The sequence below is a fragment of the Pandoraea pnomenusa genome (assembly GCF_000767615.3).
GTDB lineage: Bacteria > Pseudomonadota > Gammaproteobacteria > Burkholderiales > Burkholderiaceae > Pandoraea > Pandoraea pnomenusa.
Window position 1 is genome coordinate 4,618,961 of the sequence record NZ_CP009553.3, and the last position, 23,701, is coordinate 4,642,661.

Here is a 23,701-nt window from a genome sequence, read left to right on the forward strand (position 1 = left end):
TTCAACCTTGTGTGGAGAGCGGACGAACGCGTTCGCGTTGCAGCCGGCGTTCGAGGTGACGTGACAGCGCGCTGAGCGCGGAACAGATGACGAAATAGACAGCGAGTACGAGGCCGTACACTTCGAAGGCCGGGTTCTGGCCCTGCATGATGGTGGTGCGCTCGATGATGTTCTGATTGACCTTGAGGAACTCGCTCACGCCGATGAGCGCGCCGAGCGACGTCGACTGCACGAGCAGGGTGAGCAGACCGGTATAGGCCGGAAGAATCGCGCTCACCGACTGCGGACCGATCACGTAACGGTAGATCTGCCAGCGGCGTAGCCCGAGCGCCGCCGCACTCTTCCACTGGTGCGACGCCACCGACAGAATGCCCCCGGAGACGACCACCGTGCCGTTCGCGCCGCCCCAGAGCGAGAGTCCGACCGTCGCCGCCAGGAAAGGACTCAGATCGAGACCGAACATCGGCGCAACGAAGAACACGCAAAAGACATTGACGATCAGCGGAATCGAGCGGAACAGTTCGACATAGCCGTGGATGATCCACCGGAGCGCGCGATTGGGCAATGTCGCGAGCACGCCGAGCACCAGCGAAATCAAGGTCGTGCAGATGAGCACCGCGCCGGCAAGCGCCAGCGTCATGCGCAGCCCGTGAACGATCACGAGCCAGTTTTCAAGAATGACGTTCATGGTCGGCGACGGAGATCAGTGAGTCTTGAACGGTCGCTGCAACCAGGCCGAAAGCCGATGCGCGAGCAGGGCGAGCACGGCGACCATGCCCAGGTACAGCACGAGAATCGCGCCGAACATCTCAAGCGGGCGAAAGTCCGTGGCAATGCGGTCGACGGCGACGAACGTGAGTTCCATCAAACCGATGGCCTGAAGATAAGACGAGTTCTTGAGAAGCGAGATCGCCGTGTTCAGCATGCCGGGCAGCGCGTGGCGCAGCGCGATCGGCAGCGCAACCAGCGTAAAGTAATGCCACGGCCGCAGCGACAACGCGTGACACGACTCGTACATGCGTCGACCGACACCGGCCATCCCACCGCGCAAGTTCTCGATCTGGTAGGCCCCGGCCCACAGCGACAGGCAAAGCACCCCCGAGGCGAACAACGACAGGCCGCATCCGATCGCCGGCAATCCATAGAAGATGAAGAACAGCTGCACGAGAATGGGCGTGTTTCGCATCAGCTCCACGTAGCCGGTCACGATCTGGGAGAGCACCGGCACGCGGAAGATGCGGATCGCGCATCCGGCCACGCCAATGAGCGCCGAGCAAACGATGGCAATCACCGAGACTTCCAGCGTCATCAATGCGCCGCGCCAGAGCGCGGGCCATTGCGCGATCAGATAGGCAACGTCGAAGTCCATGACGGCCGCCCGATTACAGGACTTCCTTCGGACGTCCCTGCTGGAACACCGAGAGGTAATAGCTGCGGATCGACTCGGGCACGCTTTGCTTGACCCACTGGACGAAGCGCCCTTCATAACGCATGCGTGCGATCGCCGCCGTCAGATAGTCGCGCCACGCGGTCTCATGCTTGCGCACACCGATGGCGGCATCTGATATCTGGAAATACTGCCCCAGCAGTTTCGCTCCGGGGTCCTTCGCCGCCGCCACGACGAGGGTCGCGGCGTCGTGCGTGTAGGCGTCGGCGCGGCCCTGACGGAAGGTTTGCATGGCGTCGGCAGCCGTGTTCAGGCGCAGCATCTTCACGTCTGGCATGTGATCCTCGAACCACTTCGCCTGCACCGAACCCTTGAGCGCGACGAGCGTCTTGCCCTTGAGGTCGGAGAGTGTCTCGATACCGCTGTCGCGGCGCACCACCACGTCGCTGGCGCCCCAGCGGTAGGGCTTCGTGAAATCGATCACGCGCGCGCGTTCCGGTGACACGCCGAGGGTGGCAATGAGCAGGTCGACCTTGCGGCCAAGCAGTTGCGGCACGCGATTCTCGGCCGTCACGCAAGTAAACACCGCCTTGTCCTTCGAGCCGAACGCCCACTCGGCAATCTGGCGGCCCATCTCGACTTCCACACCGGCAAACGCGCCGGTACTGTCCTGGTACCCGTAAGGCGGCTGGTCGCAGCGCACGCCGACGCGCAGTTGACCCTGTGACTTGATCTCCTCCGGCAATGGCGGCAGATCGCCAGGCGCGGCCAGCACGGGTCGCGCGCCCAGCGTCATGGTGACGACAACGGCACACGCAGCCAGGGCGGAAGTGAATACGAACGAACGACGCAGGCTTGACATCGATGGCTCCCGAATGCGGAACGACACGAAAGGAGGCCGGGCGCCGACAGGCGGGCGATGCTGTTTTCCTGAGAGCGCTGCGACCGGATACCCAAGACTGTAGCTGCGCCGGGGCATTCTTAAAAATCACAATACAATACGAGCTCATACATTATTGATATACCCCCGCCCTTCGCGGCGAGCGGGTCAGCCGAGAACCGACGACGATGAAGTTCAAGCAGGTGGAAGCGTTTCGCGCCGTGATTCAGACGGGGTCCATGACCGCGGCGGCCGACGCGCTGCATACGTCGCAGCCCAACATTAGCCGGCTGATCGGGCAATTGGAGGACAGCGCGGGATTCCGGCTGTTCGAGCGCATCAACGGCCGTCTGCAGCTCACGGACGAAGGCGCCGAGCTGTTCCGCGACGTCGAGCGCGCGTTCGTCAGCCTGAAGAGCCTCGAGGATTCCGCCGAGCAGATCCGCCGCTCGGGCACTGGCCGTCTGAGAGTGGGTGCCGTCCCCTCGATTGCGCTCACGCAGATGCCTGAAGTGATCCGGCAGTTTCGCGAGACGCATCCCGGTGTCGCCGTTTCGTTGCTCACCAACGATTCGCCGCGCGTGGCGCACTGGGTGGCGTCGCAATTCTGCGATCTTGGCGTGGTGTCCTACGTGAGCCGCGACGTCTCCGGTATCGAAGCGACGACCATCAGCGAAATTGCCGGCGTCTGCGCGTTTCCGGGCGGTCACCGGCTCGGGGCGCATGACGTGATAACGCCGGCCGATCTCGAGCACGAGCCGTTCATCGCGCTCTCGCTCGTCGACGGCACACGCATGAAGATCGATCAGCGGTTTCGCGAAGCCGGCGTGGAACTCCGGCACAAGGAGCTCGAAACCCCGTATGAAGCGACCGTGTGCGCGCTGGTCGCCGGCGGGCTTGGGGTGAGCGTGGTGAGCCGAGCGGTGGCGCAGGCGTACGCGGGGCCCCATCTCGACTATCGCCCGTTTTCGCCGGATGTCCTGTTCACAACGCATCTGCTGCGTCCGCGGCATGGGCCGCAGAGCCTGCTCGCCCAGCGCTTCGCCGCCACGCTGCGCGACGTCGTCAGCGGCGTGCGTTGACGCACGGCGCCACGGGTCAACCGATTGGCACCGGGCGAGCTTCGTACATGGCGCGCGATCGCGCCCACTTCCACACGCGGCGCGAAAGACCAAAATGCTTCATCATGTGAGCTTTCCGGCGCGGCGGCGCCCCTTGTCCAGCGCCTTTTGTACCGCCTCGCCCTCGCCGCGAGATGGCGCGGCGCGCCCGTGCTCCCTATCGGCCCGATGCTCGCGCCCCAGGGGGCGCTGATGTTTGATTCTTTCCCGGCGTTTGGTAATGCGCTGGCTGGTTTGACCCGGAGTCGATGATGAAAAGGCTGTTGCGCCTCGTTCCCCTGCTTGCCCTGGCATGCACCGTTTGGCTGCCGACCTCGCGTGTCGCGCAGGCCGAAGAAATCTCCGTCACACAATGGGGAAGCAGCCTATACGGGCTGCCCTATGCGATGGCGATGGATCGCGGCCTGTTCAAAAAGTCGGGCGTCGACATCACGGGCATTCTTGGCTCGGGCGGCGGCGGCACCACCGTGCGCAACATTCTCGCCAGCAAGACCCCGTACGGCGAAGTGGCCGTATCGGCCGCACTCGCCGCGGCGCGCCAGGGTCTGGACATCGTGATCGTCAACGTGGGCACGCGCAGCGTGGCCGAAGCGTCGATGGTCACGATGCCCGACAGCCCGGTCCGCTCGATCAACGATCTCGTCGGCAGGAAAGTGGCGATCACATCGCCCAAGAGCGTGTCGGAAATGCTCTTCCTCATGGTGCTGCGCGAAAAGGGGGTCGATGCCTCGAAGATCACCCGTGTGGCCTCCGGCGGATACGTCAACGGCATGACGATGCTCGAACAGGGCGCCGTGGCCGGTGCGGTTGCCATCGAGCCGCTCTCCCTCGTGCGCAAGGCAAAGTACCGCACGCTGTATCGCGCGGGCGACATCCTCAAGCCGATGACCACGTCCGTGGGGATCACCACGCGCGCGTTCGCGCAATCGCATCCCGACACACTGCGCGCCATCATCGCGGGGCGCCGCGCCGGGGTGGACGCAACCTACGCCGACCCCGCGGGCGCCGCGAAACTGCTGGCCGCGCAATTCAAGCTCCCGCCCGACATCGCCCGGGAAGCCGTCGACAACATGATCCGGGCGCGCATGTGGAGCCCGGGACAATTCGACCGCGCGGAGCTCGATCGTGTGGCCGACGGGCTCAGGCTCATCGGCGAGATTCGTGACGACGTGGACTGGACGAAGCTCATCGACACCCGCTTCCTGCCGGCCGACCTCCGCGCGAAGGGTCAGCCATGACTTCCCATGGAACGGGCCCGCACCTGCATCTGGTAGACGTCGCTGGCGCAACGTTGACCGGCCACGAGCCACACGCCGTGCTGTCGGGTGTGACCAAGGTGTTCGACACGCCGAGCGGGAATACACAGCGAAAAGTGAAGATGCAGGCGCTCGGCCCCATCGATCTGACGCTGCGTCGCGGGGAATTCTTCTCGGTCGTCGGCCCGTCGGGATGCGGCAAGTCGACACTGCTCGAAGTGATCGCGGGACTCGCGGCGCCGACCACCGGCACCGTGCTGTTCGAAGGGCGACCGGTGAACGGCGGCGTGCCCGACGGGGTCGGCGTCGTCTTCCAGGAGGACGCCTCGTTCCCGTGGCTCACCGTGCGCGAGAACATCGGTTTCGGGCTTCGCATGGCCGGGGTCGACAGCGCGGAGATCGCTCGTCGCGTGGACTACGCCCTCGGCTTCATGGGGCTGCGCGACTTCGCCAACGCCCGCCCCGCCCAGCTCTCGGGCGGCATGCGTCAGCGCATGTGCATTGCACGAACGCTCGTCATCGCCCCGCGCCTGATCCTGCTTGACGAGCCATTCGGCGCGCTCGATCAGCAAACACGCATGCTCATGGGCGACGAGTTGCTGCGGTTGTGGCGCGAAACGTCCGCGACCGTCTTGCTCATCACGCACGCGCTCGACGAGGCGGCGGTACTCTCGGATCGCGTCGGCGTGATGTCGTCGCGTCCGGGCCGCTTCATCGACATCGTCGAGACCGGCTGGGACCGTCATCGCGACAGTCGCGGCGTGGCCGCGCCGCGTTTCGGCGACATTACCGCCCGCCTCTGGGCGACGTTGCGCGACGAGTCGCTCAAGGCGATGCAGGCCGGCCAGCCCCCGCGCGACGGCGGCGTACGCCGCCCCGGCCTTCGCGGTCGCTGAGCGAGCCGCGCAGAACGTGGAAACGCCGTGGTCATGATTCACACTGAACGCCTCATCCGCATGGGCATCGTCGCCGGCCTGATCCTGCTGGTGGAATGGCTGTGCCGCAGCGGCACGATTCCGGGCACCGTCCTGATTGCCCCGAGCGCCATGGCCCGGCATGCCATCGATCTGTTGCGCGAAGGCCGCTTCGCGGGCGACATCGCGACGAGCTTCGCGAGCATCGCCGTCGCTTCGCTGTGCGCCGTCGTTCTCGGTTTCGTTGCCGGGCTCGCCATCCACGCGATGCCCGGCGTGCGCCGCGCACTCGAGCCGCTCATCGCGAGTTATTACGCCGTACCGACATTCGCGTTCTATCCCGTATTCATCGTGCTGTTCGGCGTGGGCGTGCTGCCGATCATTGTCATTGCCACCCTGCTCGCCGTCGTCTCGATGGTGACCGCAACGATGAACGGGCTCGATCGCATTCCTCGCGTGTACGCGAAAACCGCGCGAACGATGCGGCTGTCCCGCTGGCAGGCCGTGTGGCATGTGAAGCTGCCGGCCGCCCTGCCGCACCTGTTCGGTGGGGTGCGACTCGCGGTCTCGCATGCCTTCATCGGGGTGATCGCGTCCGAGTTCATTCTGTCGGGCGCGGGCATCGGATACGCCATCGGCTACGCCTACAACAACTTCGAGAATGCCGACATGTATGCGCTGATGCTCATGGTGCTGATTGCCGTGACACTGGTCAACGGCGTGCTCGACCACGTCGACGCGCGCTTTCGGGCGCGACGCGGCAACGTCGCCAGTCCGCGACGCTGACAGGGCCATCGCATGGAAACGAAGCAAGCCAATCCCCTCGGTACGCTGGCCGTCCTGCTCGGGCTCCTGGTTCTGTGGCTGGCCGTGCACCAGCTCAACCCCGCGGCCCTGGGTTCGCCCGCCACGACCGTGCAGGGGCTGTGGCGCATGATGAGCACGGCGGCGTTCTGGGACGATGCCGCGCAAACCGGTCGGGCGCTCGTCTACTCGCTGGCGATCGCCATCGCCGGGGGCGTTGCGCTGGGCCTCGTACTCGGCGCGAATCGACTTGCGGCAAACGTGGCGGAGCCGATTCTCGTCAACCTGTACGCGTTGCCCAAGGTCACGCTGTACCCGCTGGTGCTGCTGATCTTCGGCCTGGGGCTCGCGGCCAAGGTGGCGTTCGGGGTCATGCACGGCCTGATGCCGGTGCTGATCTTTACGATGAACGGCATCCGGCAGATCCGTCCCGTGTATTTCCGTGCGGCGCATGCCATGCATCTCTCGCGCCGACAGATCGCGTTGCACGTTGTCCTGCCCGCGGTGCTACCCGAGGTGTTCGCCGGTGTACGGCTGGGGTTTTCACTGTCGTTGCTAGGGGTGCTGATTGGCGAGATGTTCGCTTCGCAGAAGGGGCTGGGCCATCAGATCGCCAACGCAATGAACCTCGGCGACATCGACACGATCATGGCCGTCGCACTCTTTCTCGTGCTCTTCGCCGTGGCCGGCAACGCGCTGCTCATGGCCATGAGCCGGCGATACGGCACGCCCACGGCTTGACCCGCGGGCCTGCCGTATGGCCCGCAGCCGTCAGGGCCGCGAAGCCGTCTGCTGCGATACCGCGCCGGTCAGGCCATCGATGTACTGCTCCATCAACGGATAGAACGGATTCGACGAGAGCCGCACAAAGGTGTCCGAGCCAATCACGAGGAACCCCACCTCGCCACGCACCGACATCGCGCCGAGATGCACGCCGTAGTTTTCAGGCTCGTCCGGGTGCAGGCCATACAGCGTGTCGGACATGGGAAATGGCAATGCCACGTGCGACAACGAGAAGATCTCCGGCGGATATTGGAACGGGATCGCCCGGGCGGCGGTCTCGCTGCTGCCCGGCTCTGTCACTTGCGCCACCATGTCCGGCGAATCGTTGCCAGCGTTGGTAATGACCGTCGTGCGATAGGACCGGCGTCCCGAAGGCAGCAGGCGAAGCATGGCATCGGACGCCGCCGTGCGAAAAAACGGCGTCATCTTCGCCGAGCGGTTGATGTCGAACAAGACCAGCTCGCTGCCGTTCGCCGGCAAATGCTCGTATAGCGCGCTGACCACGGCGCGCGTGCTGACCGTGAAGTCGAGTACGGAGTGAAACGTCAGCACCGGCGGGAGCGCACCGTCGAGCACGCCTTGGCGCGACATGCGCGCGATCTGCGCCTGAAGTGCCTGCGTGAGCGCGTACGACTGGCGCGCACCGTTCACGGGAAACGAGTTGTATTTGAACGGATTGAACTCGGGCACGATGCCAAGCCAGGCCGCTTTCGCAAACGGCGGCAGGAACGCGGGCAAGGCGGCCAGCCCGGCAAAACGCGCGAAGCGGGTGATGCCGATCATCGGAGAGATCAGCACCAGCCGGTCGGGCCGTGCGAGCGTGTCGTTCTCCAGTGCGTCGAGTGCGAACTGCATCGCGAGCGCACCGCCGTTCGAGAACCCGACGAGATGCAGCGGCGCGGGCGCGGGCACGAGCGCGCGCGCCTCGCGGACCGCCAGCCGGGTAGCCGCGCGCCAGTCCTCCCACGTCGCATCGGTCAGCCCGGCCGGTACCGTGCCGTGACCGGGCAAGCGGATCGCCACCACCGCGAAGCCGTCACGCCGATAACGCCGACCGATGTGCCGCAGACTGTAAGGCGAATCCGTCAGGCCGTGCAGCAGCACCACCACGCCACGCGGCGTGCCCTGCGGCATCAGCGTGTAGGAACGGTTCCAGTCCTGCTTGAAATGCTCGGGATAGATGGCACTGCGCGGATTGAACCGGTTGCTCGCGACCCGCTCGTCGGGCGGCAGTTGGTCGCTCACATGCTCGCGAACATCGTCGAACAACGCGTTCTCATGGTCGAGATAGGCGCCCCATGTGGCGTGATCGATCTGCGCCGCATGCCAGTCTGGCGGCACATAGGTGTGCCACAGCGACAGCCCCGGACCACGTTGGGTGTCGTAGATGCGAAGTGCCAGAAGCGTTCCGAGGACCAGCAGCAACGCCACCAGCCCTCGCTTGCTCCACTTCCAGACCCTACCGCGAACGTTTGCCTGCATGACGACTCCCCGGCGTGTTGTGTCGCGCGCGCATCCCCCGGGCAGGTCCGCCCGGATCGCCGTGCACGCCGCTTCGGTGAAATATTAGACGTGCGAAGCGCCGAAGGCGACGTATTTCGGCGTTGGGACGTCGGCGACCGGCTCGCGCGAAGGCGCCGCGACGCTCGCCGTCATGACGCCGTCCATGATTTGCCCTTGCCTTGCGTCGCCGGCTCGCCGAGCGCGGCCACCAGATAATCGACGAACGACGCGATTCGCGACGATATTGCCGTGTTTCGGTAATAGACCGCCTGAACCGGCTGGCGCACGTCCAGGGTCTGACGCGCGAGGATCTGCACAAGACGGCCTGCCTCGCGATCACGCACCGTCATGAAATCCGACAGACTCACGATTCCCGCGCTTTCGAGCGCCAGCTGGCGCAGTGTTTCGCCGCTCGACGACACGATGTCCGGCACGATCCGGTGCGGCGCGCCGTCGGCGCCGGCGCCGGCAATCGGCCATGCGTTGAGCGATTCGGGTTGACTGAATCCCAGCAGCGAATGCCTTGCGAGGTCCTCTGCCTTACGTGGGGTTCCGTGAGCTTGCAAATAGGCGGGGCTCGCGAGGATTCGCACGCGACTGTGACCGATCAGACGGCTGTGCAACGTGGAATCCTTGAGATGCCCGATGCGAATCGCCACGTCGGTCCGCCGCTCCAGCAGGTCGATGATGCCTTCGTTGCTGTGGAGCTCGAGCTCCACCTCCGGATAGCGTTCGCGATAGCCCGCCACGAGCGGCACGATCACATGGAGCATGAACGGCGTGGCGGCGTCGACCCGCAAGCGTCCCGATGGCTTTTCCCGCCGGGTGAGCATTTGCGCTTCGGCGTTCTCGACGGCGTCGATGATCGAGCGGGCATTTCGCAGAAACGCCTCGCCCTCGTCCGTGAGCGCCAGGCGCCGTGTCGTGCGGCGCAGCAGCGTTGTCTTCAACTTCTCTTCCAGACGCCCGAGCGTGCGGCTCGTCGCCGACACGGTAAGGCCGAGCTGCTGCGCGGCGGCCGTGATCGAGCCGGTGTCGACCACGGCGGCAAACGCCTGAAGTTCGTCTAGCGTGACCTTCATTATTGATTTGAAATCAAAATAATTTCGCTTATACGCTACTTTTTCATCAAAAGTAAAGGCGGCAAACTACGCGCTACCCTCAAGGAAATCGGGATTCCACCTCACGCGCCGCGACAGTAATCCCCGATGCTTGAGCGCATCACTCAACACAGGAGTTACAGGATGAACCACATTCCTCCATTTGGCCTGGGCACCTTCCGCCTGAAGGATCGGGTCGTGATCGATTCCGTACGAAACGGTCTCGACCTTGGCTATCGCGCGATCGACACCGCGCAGATCTATGGCAACGAAGCGGAGGTCGGACAGGCGATCGCAGAGTCGGGCGTCTCCCGCGGCGACCTGTTTCTGACCACCAAGATATGGGTCGACAACTACGCCCGCGAAAAGCTCGCGCCAAGCCTGGAACAGAGTCTCGCCAGGCTGCGCACCGACTACGTCGACCTCACGCTGATTCACTGGCCCGCGCCCAACAACGGTGTACCTCTCGAGGAATTCATGCACGCGCTGGTCGAGGCCAGGGCCCGTGGGTTGACACGCCGTATCGGCATATCGAACTTCAACATCGCGCTGACGAAGCAGGCCATCGCCGCCGTCGGCAAGGACGCCATCGCGACCAACCAGATCGAGCTGAGCCCCTACCTGCAGAACGCCCGGTTAGTCGAATTCCTCGCGCAGGAAGGCATTCACGTGACTTCGTACATGACGCTCGCCTACGGCAAGGTGCTGGGCGACCCCGTGATCGGCGACATCGCACGGCGCCACCAGGCCACGCCGGCGCAGGTGACGCTCGCCTGGGCGATGCAGCGCGGCTTCTCGGTGATTCCATCGTCCACCAAACGGGAGAACCTTGCGAGCAACCTGCTGGCCCAATCGCTGCGGCTTACCGACGACGACATGGCTCGCATCGCCGCGCTCGAGCGCAACGGCCGCGAGGTCAACCCGGACGGTCTGGCGCCGCGGTGGGACTGATGGCGAGCGTGCACGGACGCAACGGCACGCCCTGACGCCGGTCTGGCGCTACTGCGCCGCCAACGTCTCGCGCATCACCTCGGCAAGTGCGACGATGCCCGCCTCGATATGTTCGAGGCGAATCGACGAGAAACCCAGTCGGAATGTGTTGCGCGGCGGCGCATCGCCCATGAAGAAGACGTCGCCCGGTTCGATGAGAATGCCTCGCGATTTCGCCCGGGCGGCCAGCACATTGGCGTTGAGCGCCTCCGGCCCGCGCACCCAGCACGACGCCCCGCCCTTGACCTGCACGAACGACACTTCCGGCATATGCGTGGTCAGCGCCGCGCTCAGCACCTCGGCGCGCTTCGCATAGGTGTCGGCCAGACGCCGCAGCAGCGCGTCGTGATGCCCCAGTGCCAGGAACATCGAGAACGAGCGCTGGATGAAGGCCGAAGGGTGGCGAATCATCAGGCGCCGCAGCGCGCGCAACTCCGCCACCAGCGCCGCCGGCGCCACGATGTAACCCAGCCGCAACCCCGGCGCGAACGATTTCGACAGACTGCCGATGTAGATGACCCGGTCGCTGCGATCCAGGCTCTTGAGCGCCGGAATCGGGATGTCCGAATAGCTGTTCTCGCTCTCGTAATCGTCCTCGATCACCACGAAATCGTCGGCTTCGGCGCGGCGCAGCAACGCCTCGCGATGCGCCAGCGGCATGGTCGTGGTCGTGGGGCACTGGTGCGACGGCGTGACGTAGACGTAGTCGCATTGCGACAGCCGCTCGTCGACCGGCAGCCCGTGTTCGTCGACCGGCAGGCCGACCAGGTTCGGCGTGCGGATCGCAAAGATGTTGCGCGCATCCGGATAACCCGGGTCTTCGATACCGACGGTCGTACGTGCCCCGACGAGCAGGTCCGCCAGCAGATACAACGCCTGCTGCGCCCCGTTGGTCAGCACGATTTCGTCGGCGTCGGCCCACACCCCACGACGCGGCAACACCCGGGTGCGAATCTGCTGGATCAACGTCTCGTCGTCGCGGGCGATCATGTCCGGCGCCCAGTCGCGAATCTCCATGACGGTCAACGCCTTGTGACAGCACTCGCGCCAATCGGCCGTGGGGAACATCGACGGATCGAACTGCCCGTAAATGAAAGGGTACTGGTACTGCTGCCAGTCGATGGGCTTGACGATGTTGCGCTGGCCCGACGGCCGCACCACGTAGCGCCCCTCCCAGTCCGGCGTGGCGGGATCGAGCGGCGCGATGGTGCCAGCGGCAGGCTCTGGCACGTCCCGTGCGGGCGCGACCTGAGATCCCACGCGCGGCGCCAGGATGTCGCCATTGACGAAGTAACCGCGCCGCTCCCTTGCGATCAGGTAGCCCTCGTCGACCAGTTGCTGATAGGCCAGCACCACCGTGTTGCGCGCCACCCCCAGTCCTTCGGCCAGCTCGCGCGACGACGGCACCGCGGCGCCACGCATGAGCCGCTCGTCCAGAATCGCCGAGACGAGCATCTGGCGTATCTGGCTTTGCAGGCTCATGCCGGCGCGCGCCGACATCAGAAACAACTGGTTCCACATCGCCGCTGAAATCCGGCTCGACATCGCGCCACCTCATCCTGTCACTTCCAGAACGTCAATTATTACTCATCAGGCGGTGACGTTAATTCCGAATTGGGGTTTATCCGCAGTTCCGCCGAATTGTGGCCGATTCGAGCATCCATGCGGGTTGCGGACGGGTGATGGGGTCACTGGACCAGTTGGCATCATCAAATGCGGCCAACTGGCTCTAACGAACAAAAATGCTGGCGGCAATGATGCAGACACTTGACGCCGATTCGACACGCCAATTGCGTCAACCCCGAGTGTTCCATCGAAAAACTTCCCGACTAGAGGTGAACCATGAATGGACTTCCGAACCGGCTGCGACGGGTGTTCGCCGCCACAGCACTGGCGGCGGCGGCCTTGCCCGCGGCGCTTACGCTCGGATTGACGCTGCCGGCCACGGCGCAGGCGCAGGAGAAGGAGGTGACGATCGCGTACCAGCAGATCGTCGACCCGTGGCTCACGGCCATCGCCAGCGGCGAGTTCGAAAAGGCGACGGGCTACAAGATCCACTGGCGCCAGTTCGAATCCGGCGCCAAGGTGGCCACGGCGCTGGCGTCGGGCGATATCAAGATCGGCGTACTCGGCTCGAGTCCGATGGCGGCGGCGGTGTCCCAGGGGCTGGATCTGCAACTGTTCTGGATCCTCGACGACATCAACCAGGCCGAGGCGATGGTCGTGCGCAATGCGTCGAACATCAAGACGCCGGCTGACCTGAAGGGCAAGAAGATCGGTGTACCGTTCGTCTCCACGACCCACTACCACACCATGTTTGCGCTGCAGCAATGGGGGATCAAGCCCACGGAAGTGCAGGTGCTCAACATGCAGCCGAACCAGATCGTCGCGGCCTGGGAGCGAGGCGACATCGACGCGGCCTACGTGTGGGATCCGGCGCTCGCGCAGATCAAGCAAAGCGGCCACGTGCTCATCACGTCCGGCGAGCTGTCGAAACAGGGCAAGCCGACGTTCGACGGCATTGCCGTCGACCGCAAGTGGGGCGAGGCGAACGCCGACTTCATGGCGAAGTTCGTCAAGGTAATCGCCGACGCCGACGCGGCGTACCGTCAGAACCATGCCGCGTGGACGCCCGCGTCGCCGCAGGTCAAGGCCATCGTGAAGATGATCGGCGGCAAGCCGGAAGACGTGCCGGGCGCGCTCTCGCTGTACGCGTTCCCGTCCGCCCAACAGCAGGCGTCGTCGGAATGGCTGGGCGGCGGCAAGGACAGCCGCGCGGCCAAGGCGCTCAAGGACACGGCCGAGTTCCTCAAGGGCCAGCAGAAGATCAACGCCGTCAAGGCGGATTACACCCCGTACGTCACGTCGCGCTATGTCGACGCCGCTCTCAAACTGAAGTAAGCCGTATCGGGGCCGTGGCGCCGACAGGGTTCGGCGCGACGGCCCCTCCCCGATCGCTCGATCGACAGGAGAAGGGCTTCATGGAACAACTCATCGTCAACGACGTCAGCGTCGTATATCCCGGCCGGCGGCCCGGCGAGCAGGTGCAGGCGCTCGCGCACGTCGATCTGACCATCGCACCCGGCGATTTCGTCGTGGCGCTCGGTGCCTCGGGCTGCGGCAAGACCACGCTGCTCAGTCTGATGGCCGGCTTCATCGCACCCACGTCGGGGGAACTGCTGCTCGGCAACGCGCCCATCGAAGGCCCCGGCGCCGACCGCGGCGTGGTGTTCCAGAAGCATGCGCTGCTGCCGTGGCTGAGCGTGATGGAGAACACCGAATTCGGCCTCAAGCTGCAAGGCGTGCCGAAGACAGCGCGTCGCGAGCGCGCGGCGCGCAACCTGGCGCTCGTCGGGCTGCAGGACTTCCACAACCACATGATCTACCAGCTCTCCGGCGGCATGCAGCAGCGCGTGGGGATTGCACGCGCACTCACGTGCAATCCGTCGATGCTGCTCATGGACGAGCCGATGGCCGCGCTCGATGCCCTCACGCGCGAGACCATCCAGGAGCTGCTGCTCGACGTGTGGCGCGAGACGCAGAAGATGATTTTCTTCATCACCCACAGCGTGGAAGAAGCGCTCTTCCTGGCGAGCCGGCTGATCGTGATGTCGCCGCGCCCGGGCCGGATCACGCACACCTACGAACTCGACTTCAACAAGCGCTACCTCGAGTGCCGCGATGCACGCGCGATCAAGTCGAGTCCCGATTTCATCGCCATGCGCGAGACCGTGCTCAGCATCATCTACGGCGACGAGCGCGCGGGACAGACGGCGACGTCTGGCGCCAGCGCGGTTGCGGCCTGATTCGGAGACGTTGCCATCATGATGACCAAACCTGTCACCACCCCCGGCACCGGCGTGCAACGCCCGGCGTCGCTGTCGCCCCAATCGCCCCGGCCGCCGCGCCAGCGCGGCCTGTTCGCCAGAATGTTCGCCCCGCGCCCGGTCAAGGCGGGCGAATCGTTCGGCGCGCCCGGCCAGGGTCCGAGCCTCGTCATCAGCATCGTGACGGTTGCCGCGCTCCTGCTCCTGTGGATCGCCATCACCTCGTCGGGCATGATCAAGCCGCTGTTCCTGCCGGGACCGCGCGCGATCGTCGAGAAATTCCTGCAGGTCTCGACGGAAGGCTTCGCGGGTTCGACGCTGTGGCAACACACGCTCGCGAGTCTGTACCGTGTGTTCGGCGCGTTTGCGCTCGCCTGCGTCACCGCCATTCCGGTCGGCATTCTGATGGGCGTGTCGCGCATTGCGCGCGGCGTATTCGATCCGCCCATCGAGTTCTATCGTCCGCTGCCGCCGCTGGCTTACCTGCCGCTCGTGATCATCTGGTTCGGCATTGGCGAGTTCTCGAAAGTCTTCCTGATTTACCTGGCCATCTTCGCACCGCTGGCGATCGCGGCGCGCGCCGGCGTTCGCTCGGTATCGATGGAACAGATTCACGCGGCGTACTCGATGGGCGCATCCCCGCGCCAGATCGTGATGCACGTGATCGTCAAGTCCGCACTGCCGGAGATCTTCACCGGCATGCGAATTGGCATCGGCGTGGGCTGGACCACGCTGGTGGCCGCCGAAATGGTCGCGGCTTCGAGCGGCCTCGGCTTCATGGTGCTCAACGCGGCGGAGTTCCTCGCGTCGGACATCGTGATCATGGGGATCATCGTGATCGGCTTCTTCGCCTTCGGGTTCGATCTGATCATGCGCTATCTCGAGCGCGTGCTGGTGCCCTGGAAAGGCAAGGTCTGACAAGGCAGTCGCGGTCCGTTGGTCATCACAAGAGACGCAGGGCGGCTTCCCCCGGCCGCACCTGACGTCAAACAAGGCATTCAGGAGGTTGTGTGGTAGTCGAGACAAGCGTTGTAATCCCGCGCATTTGCACGCGCATTCCCTCGCGCACTTTCCCGCGTATTTTCCCCCGTATCGTTTCGTCCCCCCGCTTGCACCGCGTCATCGACGCATTGCGCGCCACGGCGACGCTCATCACCGGAGGTCGCCATGACCAGTCGTGACAGCGGCGCCCATCTCCAGTCGAGCCTCAAGCAGCGGCACATGAGCATGATCGCGCTGGGCGGCGTGATCGGTGCGGGTCTATTCGTCGGGAGCGGCGTGGTGGTGCATGCGGCAGGCCCCGCTGCCGTGCTGTCGTTTCTGATCACCGGGGCGCTGGTGGTGCTCGTCATGCGCATGCTCGGCGAGATGGCCTGCGCCCTGCCGGCCGTCGGGTCGTTTTACGAGTATGCGCGTCTGGCGTGGAACGACAAGCCCGTGGGCGGCGAGCTCGCCGGCTTTTTGACCGGATGGATGTATTGGTACTTCTGGGTGATCGTGGTGGCCGTCGAGGCCGTCGCGGGCGCCAACCTGATCCAGTTCTGGCTGCCGGACATCCCCGCGTGGGCCATCAGCCTGACGCTGCTGGTCGTGCTCACGCTGACGAATCTGGTGTCGGTGGCATCGTACGGCGAATTCGAGTTCTGGTTCGCCTCGATCAAGGTTGCCGCCATCGTGGTGTTCCTGTTCCTCGGCGCGCTCTTCGTGTTCGGCATGTGGCCGGGCGCGGTCGCGAGCACGGGGCATCTGCTCTCGCACGGTGGATTCATGCCCAACGGCATCGGCCCGGTCATGGCGGGGGCGGTGGCCGCCACCGGCTTCTACTTTGGCGCGGAAATCGTGACGATCGCCGCCGCCGAAGCCGCCGAACCGCAGCAGGCCGTGGCACGGGCAACCAACTCGGTCATCGGCCGCGTGCTGTTCTTCTACATCGGCTCGATCCTGCTGGTGGTGATGCTCGTGCCCTGGAATTCGGCAAGCATGGCCACGCCGTACGTGAGCGCACTCGAAGCGATGCGCATACCGGCTGCAGCGCACATCATGAATGCCGTGGTACTCACGGCGGTACTCTCGGCGTTGAATTCGGGTCTGTACGCGTCGTCGCGCATGCTGTTCGCGCTCACGCGCCGGGGCGACGCCCCCCGCTCGCTCGCCAAGCTCAACGCGCGCGGCGTGCCGGTTCGCGCCATTCTCGTGGGCACGCTGTTCGGCTACGCGGCAGTGGTGATGTCGTACGTGTCGCCGGATACGGTGTTCGCCTTTCTCGTGAATTCCTATGGGACGGTAGCGATTTTCGTATACGTGCTGATCGCCTTTTCGCAATTGAAGCTGCGCAAGCGGCTGGAGCGCGAAGCGCCGGGCAAGCTCAAGGTGCGCATGTGGGGCTTTCCGTATCTCACGTGGGTCGCGATCATCGGCATGCTGTCGATCGTCGGCGCGATGGCGTTCATCCCCGACCAACGCACGCCGCTTGCCCTGGGCGTGGTCAGCCTGACGGTATTGCTCGTGGCGTTCACGGTTCGTTCGATCTGGCGCAAGTTGCGCTCGCCTGATCCGGGATTCGAGATTTGACGGAAGGCGGTTGAACCTGGCGACGGAGCTCCATCGGCAAATCGAGCCCCGTCGCCTGAGCGATTCGCATCGCTTCCGGCACCATGGCGCGCCGCGCATAGTGCCGGAGTAGCGCGCGTCCCGTCGTCACCATCGCCGAGGGATCGGGCGCCGCCGCGAAGGCGTCGAACGCCGAGGCGAGCAAATGCATCTCGGCGCTGTATGCGGGGTCCGCCGCCTCGTTGGCCGCCGCAACGAACGCCGCGCCCGCGCAACCTTGCGCGACACGCGCCGCGTCGAAGTCGCCGGCAGCCCGATGATGTCTGGCGACTTCCCGCCACATCTGCGCCTCACTCGCGAAGCCCCGGGCGGAATGGTAGGCCGTCGCGCTCGCCGTCAACGCGGGAATCAGCGGCAGCGTACGGCGCCGCGGATTTGCCAGCGCGCCTTGCGCCAGTTCGCGGAAGGCCGCCCCCATGTCGGTCAGATGCGCGTGGATGTGTGCCAGATCCTGCCCGGAGAGGCCGTCTCTGCCTCGCCGCAGCAGCGCATACCAAGACGGCAGGACGAGGGCAGCGTCCGGATCGTACGGAATCCCCCTGAGCTCGACGACGAAGCGATTGAGCAAGGTTCGCCCTTCAGTGTCGCAGTGCAGCAGCAATCTCGCGGCTTCGGCCGCGCTGATCGCCCCCTTGCCGTCGCCGAAACATGCCGCGCCGATCGGCACGCGCAAGCCCGACAGCGGAACGATCAGCACGATCTGTCCGCCATCACCAAGTACGGCCGTATCGAGAATCACCTGCCGGGCCTCGGGCGCAATCGCGGCGATCAGCGACAACGCATCTCCGCTCACGCGCTTGATCAGTTTCTGCGCCGCCAGATACGCGCGGCCTGAACGGTACGATCCCACGTGGCAGTACGCCGCACACGTCAGAAGATCCGCCTTGACGCCCCCTCGACAGAACTTGTCATAGAAGATGTCCAGTGGACCCATGTACCGAAACTTGTCGAGAAATGCGTTGAAAATCGTGTCGGAAGGAGCCGCATTGTCGGCAAGCGCCCGGTCCAGCTCGTCGAGTCGGCTCAGCCGACGCTCGCTCAGGCACGCGCCGGGGTAATCGGCAACGGGGAAATTGGGGTGGGCGATGGGGGCAGTAGGGGCAATGGCGGGCATCGTGGTCACTCGGGCGAAATCGCGCGACGCTCCCATTTCCGGGTCTCGTCGCCGTTCCCCAACACGTGGTGTGGCGCGATCATCTGCCGCGCGATCGCCTGCGCCTGGTCAGGCCATCCGGCAGTCCGGTATTGCGCGTAGAGCGTTGCGCCGATATGCGCGGCGGACAACCAGTTGGCGCTCGTCATCGCGCCATCGAACAAAATGCGCACGCGGCCGAGGCACGCGCGGACATCCTCCGTTTCCCCACATTGCAGGAGAAGATTGGCCGCCTGTAGAAACGCGTCGGCCGTCTCGCGTCGCAATTGCTCCCGCAGTTCACGGCATGCGCCCGCGCCCCTCCCCGCTTCGCCCGCGACACCACGCACAACGACTTTTGACGCCGAGGACAGCGACGCCTGCCAGGCACGTGGGGCAGGTTCCTGCAACCCCGGATCGGTCCGCCACGTTTCGAGAAATTCACCAAGGCGACACCAGGCCTGCGCGGCTTTGCGCGGTGATCCGGAATCGGTGTGCTGGCGGGCACAGGCGACCAGCATGCGCTTGGCATCGTCCTGGCAATCCGCCATTTTCGACAGATGCAGGAAGCCGCTCGCGAGGTCCGCGTCGATATCGAATGTATCGAACCCGACCTCCGCCCCGTGTTCCTTGTCCCGATGGCTGGCCGCTTGCGCCGCCTCGAGCAGCGCGCGCCAATCGCGGAAATTCTGCTTGCCCGGCAGATCGCCGGAATTCTCCGGCATCAGCGTGACGAGTCGACCGATCAACGTTTGCAGTGTGTCATCGCGCGTTTGCAGCAAGGCGAGCGCTTCTTCGCTCGTGATGGCCCCGTCCCCCGTGCCGAAACACGTTGCATCCAGCGCAAGCCGCAGGCATGAATCAGGAAAGCAGAGTACGACCCGCCCGCTCTCGGACAACGCCGGGTTCGCCAGCATCGCGCAGCGTGCTTCGCTGCCGAGTTGATCGAGGAGATAGCGCGACGCATCGAAGCGTCGATCGGGATCGCGAAGCAGATAGGCCTGTCCGGCGGTATACGACGCGATGTGGGACTGCGCCGCGGCCAGGAGACTGATGCGTTTTCCGCCCCCTCGCGCAAGACCGTCGAGTGCACTGTCCCGGCACCCCATGCTGGTGAATTCCCGGACGAATGTCCGAAACACCTCGTCGGGTACGGGCGCCGCGGCGGACGTCATGCGCTGCTCGAAGGCTGAGAGCGCTGCCAGGCGCCGCTCGCTAAGACGCTGCGCGGGATAGGCCACCAGTGGAAAATTCGTGGCAGTCGTCGACGTGATCGATGGCATGGGCGTTCGGTTCGAAGACGTGGAGGTTGCGCAGAGGATGCGCATTGGGTGCGAAGACGCAGCAGGCGCGCGACGGCGTCGGGACGGCGCTGCCAACGTGGCCCGACGCGGGTTCGCACGGCCCGCTCTACATCGGGTGCGCAGGCTATTCGTTCCGCGCCACTTGCCCGGCGTTCGAGGGCTCCGCCCCCATGGCTTCCCAACCGACAGCCTGCCCCGGGAGTCCGTTGCGGCGCATGACGGCAGCGATCCGCCTGGCGACTTCCGCCGCCGCTTCCGCTTGCCCGCCGTCGCAGAGATGACGATGCAGTGTCATCCCTGTCCAGAGCGCCGAGTCATATGCGCCGGCGTAATCGAATGCGTTGAAGGCATCGCGCAGCACTCGTATGCCGCGATCGGTCTGGCCGCCATCCATCTCGTCGAACTGACGCGTGAACGCGTAGCCCGCGTTGCGCGATGCCGTTTTGGCCGATTTCTCGTCGTGCGCTCCGCTGAACACGCTCGCCGCATTGACGAACGCGCGCGCCGCGTTCTCGTGGCTGTCCGCCTCGCAGAACGCCTCGGCGGCGTGTCGGTACCACAAGGCGCCCAGTGCCGACGATTCGGCCTGGCTGGAGATATGCTCGCAGACGAAGCCGACGCGCTCGACATTCTCTGGCGTCATGGCTTCTTTCCAGCCATTCTCGTGCCGCGCTCGTTCGAGCAGATCGCGCCATACGGTCAGGAACCTGCTGCTTCGCTCGCTGGCGATGAACTGCGCAAGCAGCGGCCCGGCGTCTTCGACACCTTGCGTGAGAACACCCACGGCTTCCGCGCGGGTGAGCGCGCCGTCACCGTCGCCCAGACAGGCCGTGCCGAGCGGCACGCACAACGACGTGCCCGGCAGGAAGAAGTGAATCTGCTGGTTCACCCCCAGCGTGGGACTCGCCAGAATGGCGCTTCTGACGTCCGGGTTCAGTTCGCGCAACACCGTGAGCGAATCCACGTTGACGCTATCGCGATCGTCGCCTCCCGCAAAGAAGCATTGTCCCTCCTCGAACGATGCCACGTGGCATCGGGCAACGGCCACGAGGACGTCCTGCTTCGTACCGCCGTGCGCGAACCAGTCCTTGAAGCTGTCCCATGGCCCCATGGACGTGAACGACTTCAGAAAGGTTTCGATCGCGTGGCGGGGTGCCGCGCCGGTATCCATTGCCGCGTCGAACTCATCGAGCACCGCGAGACGGCGCGCGCTCAGCTGGGACGCGGGGTAGCCCTGAAACGGGAACGTCGAGACGGACTGTACGTCGGCATTGATCATGCGGAGATCCTCGGGAGAGCGGGAGATGTCCAGTCTCTGCCGGATGCCGAAGGACCGATTGCAGGAATGATCCGGCAACGTCTGCGATTTCCCCCAACCGAACTCACCGCAGGCGGTTCGTCAGGCGGCGGCGTCGCCGGGAAGTGTCGACGCCCGAAATGCCGATCGCAATTGCACGATCTCCTCGTCGGTCAGCACGCCGATGACGACGATATGCGACGGGCGGCGCGACATCTCCGGTCGTCGTGTGAACGCCACGCGGGCGCCGACCGCATGCATCTCGCTCATGCGCTCGCCAGGGAGCGCCACGAACCCCTTGGCCCGCAGGAGCTTGCCCGGGCACAACGCCAGCGCCGCCTTCAATCGCTCGCGGTCGATCAGGCCGTCCGTCTGCCAGTCGAAGGCGCGCAATCCCTCGGGCAGCGCGTCGCGGGACCGGCGCAATGGCCGTGGGGTGAGCAGACCAGGTATCGTGAGCGCGTCGTCCGGAAACAGAATCGCGGGCGAGACCACGCCATTGTCCGCCGTCACGACGATCTGCGTCGCCCCGAGCGATGACAGTCGCGCCCTCACTCGCTGCTGATCGTCCGGCGTGACGAGATCGGCCTTGGTCAGCACGAGCGTACTCGCCGCCGCGATCTGCCTGCGCGCGATATCGCCCACATAACGGTCGTCGAGCGTGTCGTCAATGCCGCTCGCATCCACGGCCACGACAATGCCGTGCAGGCGAAAGGCGCGATCGAGCAACCCCACCTGCGCAATACGCATCGGGTCGGACACGCCGCTCGCCTCGATCACGAGCAGATCGGGGCGCACCTCGCGCTCGCCAAGCGCGATCAGCGTTTCGACGAGGCGTCCGCCGATGGTGCAGCAGACACAGCCGTTCTCGAGACCGATCACGTCGTCGCCGCGCTCACGAATCAGCGAGGCATCGATGTTGATCGCGCCGAAGTCGTTCACGAGCACCGTCACGCGCAAGCCGTCGGCGTTGCGCAGCAGTGCATTGACGATTGTCGTCTTGCCCGCGCCAAGATAGCCGCCCAGCACGATCATCGGAATGGGCGGGCGCGGGGCCCTCGCTCCCGGATCGGCGGCCTGTTTCGCGGCCGCCGACGCCATCCCCGCACGGTCATCGTGTCGCATCGGCCTCACGCCGGCGCGCGGAAGATCTCGCCGCCGAGCACGGTGCCCCATACGGGCATCTGTCGCAGGTCGTCGAGCGGAACTTCGTAAGGATCTGCGTCGAGCACCGCGAAGTCCGCATATTTCCCGACTTCGATGCTGCCGATCAGATGGTCCATTCCCAACGAAAACGCCGCACCCATGGTGATGGCGCGCAACGCGTCGTCGACCGGCAGCCGCAGCGATTCGCCGAGCAAGCGGCCCGACGACGTCTCGCGCTTTGCCGCGCACCACGCAGTGAACAGCGGGCTGAGCTGCGTGATCGGTGCGTCGGAATGCAATGCGAAGGGCAAACCGATCCGGCGGGCGATCTCTGCCGCGTCCATGCGGTTCGCACGGTCCGGTCCCATCGTCTGCTGGTAGTGAGCATCGCCCCAATAGTAGACGTGGTTCGCGAAGAAGTTCACGCACAAGCCGAGGCGTTGCGCACGGGTGAGCTGCGCCAGGTCCGCCATCTGGCAGTGCTGCAACGTGTGGCGATGATCGGTGCGCGGATGCAGCGCGAGCAACTTTTCGAGCGCATCGAGCACGACTTCCGTCGCCTCGTCGCCATTCGTGTGGATGTGCAATTGCAGGCCTGCCGCATGAAACGGCATGAATGTCTCGACGAGTTGCGACGGTGGGATCAGCCACAGGCCATTGGGCTTGCCGTTGTGATAGCCGGGCCATCGCAACCTCGCCGTGAATCCCTGGATCGATCCGTCGACGATGAACTTCACCGGGCCGTAATGCAGTTTGTCGGTGTTGGCCTCGCGGGCTTCCAGCACCCGTTGCGGTCCGCCCTCCGGACAGCGCTGCGGCGCGAACGCGGGCACGATGCGGATCGGGAACGCCGGGTCCCGGGTGACTTCGTGCAGGTTGGCGTTACCCGTGGGCGTGAGATCGTTGACCAGATCGGTCGCGGTCGTCACGCCGGCGAGCTGCGCCACGCGCCCGAAGTTCCAGATGGCGCGCGTGCTCTCGCTCGCCGCAATCGACAACCCCTCGCCGATCACGCGATACACCGGGAACATGGCGGCGAACTCCTGGAGCTCGCCGGTCGGCTCGCCGTCCTCCCCCATCACGACGCCCTCGACGTCAGTGTCGCCGTCGATGCCCGCGAGCTCGAGCATTGCCGTGTTGACGTTCATCAAATGCACGCTGGCATGCAGGATCGCGATCGGACGCGTGACCGACACGCCATCGAGATCGCGCGCGACCAGTGGCGTGTCTTCGAAGAAGATCGGATCGTAACCCCAGGCGAGCAACGGCTTGTGGTCATCGGTCATGCGTTGCAGCGCCGCCCTGAGGCGGTCGAGCACCGCCACGGGCGTCTTCAGCCCCTCCCAGAGATGCCCATCGGGGCCGCGCCGGTCGTAGTAGCCGACATAAACCGCGTCCCACATCGCGCCTTCCATCAAATGGCAATGGCCCTCGACCAGACCCGGCATCAGCACCTTGTCGTGCAGCGTCTCGATGGGCGCGGCGTCGGTCCAGCGACGCATTTCCTGCAATCCGCCCACGGCGAGGATGCGACCGTCGCGCACGGCCACGTGCGTCGCGACGGGCTGCGCAGGGTTCATCGTCAGGATCTTGCGCGCCACGTAGACGCGGATATCGTCTCGGCTCGCCGTGACGTCCTGCGCTGCG

The 23,701-nt window shown here is 65.2% G+C and carries 21 protein-coding genes; 10 read left to right on the forward strand and 11 right to left on the reverse strand.

Annotated elements, in window-relative coordinates:
• Nucleotide 1 precedes the first annotated feature (1 nt).
• From LV28_RS44675 to LV28_RS44685, 3 genes are read right to left on the reverse strand one after another with little or no spacing between them, the layout of a single operon-like run.
• Entirely contained in the window at nt 2-688 is a 687-nt protein-coding gene (locus LV28_RS44675; RefSeq protein ID WP_025249830.1) for an amino acid ABC transporter permease, read from the reverse strand.
• A gap of 15 nt (nt 689-703) precedes the next feature.
• Nucleotides 704-1,369 carry an amino acid ABC transporter permease gene (locus tag LV28_RS44680; protein ID WP_023597569.1) on the reverse strand — a complete coding sequence of 222 codons (666 nt, stop codon included), beginning with the start codon at nt 1,367-1,369 and terminating at the stop codon, nt 704-706.
• Nucleotides 1,370-1,382: 13 nt separating this feature from the next.
• Complete coding sequence (locus LV28_RS44685) at nt 1,383-2,249, reverse strand: transporter substrate-binding domain-containing protein (RefSeq protein ID WP_023597570.1); 867 nt, start codon at nt 2,247-2,249, stop codon at nt 1,383-1,385.
• Nucleotides 2,250-2,455: 206 nt separating this feature from the next.
• Between LV28_RS44685 and LV28_RS44690 the strand changes: the two genes are divergently transcribed.
• The 5 genes from LV28_RS44690 (at nt 2,456) to LV28_RS44710 (ending at nt 7,103) form a co-directional block, all read left to right on the forward strand.
• Complete coding sequence (locus LV28_RS44690) at nt 2,456-3,349, forward strand: LysR substrate-binding domain-containing protein (protein WP_023597571.1); 894 nt, start codon at nt 2,456-2,458, stop codon at nt 3,347-3,349.
• Nucleotides 3,350-3,639: 290 nt separating this feature from the next.
• The gene (locus tag LV28_RS44695; RefSeq protein WP_023597573.1) at nt 3,640-4,626 is read left to right on the forward strand and encodes an ABC transporter substrate-binding protein; all 987 of its coding nucleotides are present in this window, start codon (nt 3,640-3,642) and stop codon (nt 4,624-4,626) included.
• Complete coding sequence (locus LV28_RS44700; RefSeq protein ID WP_080685130.1) at nt 4,623-5,540, forward strand: ABC transporter ATP-binding protein; 918 nt, start codon at nt 4,623-4,625, stop codon at nt 5,538-5,540. The genes LV28_RS44695 and LV28_RS44700 overlap by 4 nt, the downstream gene beginning before the upstream one ends.
• A gap of 33 nt (nt 5,541-5,573) precedes the next feature.
• Entirely contained in the window at nt 5,574-6,344 is a 771-nt protein-coding gene (locus LV28_RS44705) for an ABC transporter permease (protein WP_023597575.1), read from the forward strand.
• Between the two features lie 12 nt (nt 6,345-6,356).
• A complete protein-coding gene (locus LV28_RS44710; protein ID WP_023597576.1) occupies nt 6,357-7,103 on the forward strand; it encodes an ABC transporter permease in 747 nt (248 codons plus the stop codon).
• Nucleotides 7,104-7,133: 30 nt separating this feature from the next.
• Here the strand turns inward: LV28_RS44710 and LV28_RS44715 are convergent, their stop codons facing one another.
• Entirely contained in the window at nt 7,134-8,627 is a 1,494-nt protein-coding gene (locus LV28_RS44715) for an alpha/beta hydrolase (RefSeq protein ID WP_023873092.1), read from the reverse strand.
• A gap of 170 nt (nt 8,628-8,797) precedes the next feature.
• Complete coding sequence (locus LV28_RS44720) at nt 8,798-9,730, reverse strand: LysR family transcriptional regulator (RefSeq protein WP_023597579.1); 933 nt, start codon at nt 9,728-9,730, stop codon at nt 8,798-8,800.
• Nucleotides 9,731-9,892: 162 nt separating this feature from the next.
• Here LV28_RS44720 and dkgB point away from each other — a divergent pair, with 162 nt between their 5' ends.
• Nucleotides 9,893-10,699: a 2,5-didehydrogluconate reductase DkgB gene (dkgB, locus tag LV28_RS44725; protein WP_038619764.1), complete on the forward strand. Its 807-nt coding sequence runs from the start codon at nt 9,893-9,895 to the stop codon at nt 10,697-10,699.
• Nucleotides 10,700-10,747: 48 nt separating this feature from the next.
• On the opposite strand, the gene pdxR is transcribed toward dkgB, so the two are convergent.
• Complete coding sequence (pdxR, locus tag LV28_RS44730) at nt 10,748-12,283, reverse strand: MocR-like pyridoxine biosynthesis transcription factor PdxR (RefSeq protein WP_023597581.1); 1,536 nt, start codon at nt 12,281-12,283, stop codon at nt 10,748-10,750.
• 297 nt (nt 12,284-12,580) lie between these two features.
• Here pdxR and tauA point away from each other — a divergent pair, with 297 nt between their 5' ends.
• The 4 genes from tauA (at nt 12,581) to LV28_RS44750 (ending at nt 17,136) form a co-directional block, all read left to right on the forward strand.
• Nucleotides 12,581-13,639 carry a taurine ABC transporter substrate-binding protein gene (gene tauA / locus LV28_RS44735; RefSeq protein WP_023597582.1) on the forward strand — a complete coding sequence of 353 codons (1,059 nt, stop codon included), beginning with the start codon at nt 12,581-12,583 and terminating at the stop codon, nt 13,637-13,639.
• Nucleotides 13,640-13,719: 80 nt separating this feature from the next.
• Nucleotides 13,720-14,544 carry a taurine ABC transporter ATP-binding protein gene (locus LV28_RS44740; RefSeq protein WP_023597583.1) on the forward strand — a complete coding sequence of 275 codons (825 nt, stop codon included), beginning with the start codon at nt 13,720-13,722 and terminating at the stop codon, nt 14,542-14,544.
• A gap of 123 nt (nt 14,545-14,667) precedes the next feature.
• Entirely contained in the window at nt 14,668-15,483 is an 816-nt protein-coding gene (locus tag LV28_RS44745; protein ID WP_024788517.1) for an ABC transporter permease subunit, read from the forward strand.
• Nucleotides 15,484-15,732: 249 nt separating this feature from the next.
• Entirely contained in the window at nt 15,733-17,136 is a 1,404-nt protein-coding gene (locus LV28_RS44750) for an amino acid permease (RefSeq protein ID WP_023597585.1), read from the forward strand.
• Here LV28_RS44750 and LV28_RS44755 read toward each other — a convergent pair.
• From LV28_RS44755 to LV28_RS44775, 5 genes are all read right to left on the reverse strand, one after another.
• The gene (locus tag LV28_RS44755) at nt 17,078-18,325 is read right to left on the reverse strand and encodes a hypothetical protein (RefSeq protein ID WP_025249834.1); all 1,248 of its coding nucleotides are present in this window, start codon (nt 18,323-18,325) and stop codon (nt 17,078-17,080) included. The genes LV28_RS44750 and LV28_RS44755 overlap by 59 nt on opposite strands.
• Nucleotides 18,295-19,590: a hypothetical protein gene (locus LV28_RS44760; protein ID WP_023873088.1), complete on the reverse strand. Its 1,296-nt coding sequence runs from the start codon at nt 19,588-19,590 to the stop codon at nt 18,295-18,297. The genes LV28_RS44755 and LV28_RS44760 overlap by 31 nt, the downstream gene beginning before the upstream one ends.
• A 145-nt stretch (nt 19,591-19,735) precedes the next feature.
• Nucleotides 19,736-20,890, reverse strand: a complete 1,155-nt coding sequence (locus tag LV28_RS44765) for a hypothetical protein (RefSeq protein WP_038619761.1) — start codon at nt 20,888-20,890, stop codon at nt 19,736-19,738.
• Nucleotides 20,891-21,010: 120 nt separating this feature from the next.
• The gene (locus tag LV28_RS44770; protein WP_024788514.1) at nt 21,011-22,033 is read right to left on the reverse strand and encodes a CobW family GTP-binding protein; all 1,023 of its coding nucleotides are present in this window, start codon (nt 22,031-22,033) and stop codon (nt 21,011-21,013) included.
• Nucleotides 22,034-22,038: 5 nt separating this feature from the next.
• A complete protein-coding gene (locus tag LV28_RS44775; RefSeq protein ID WP_235210185.1) occupies nt 22,039-23,634 on the reverse strand; it encodes an amidohydrolase in 1,596 nt (531 codons plus the stop codon).
• Between the last annotated feature and the right edge of the window lie 67 nt (nt 23,635-23,701).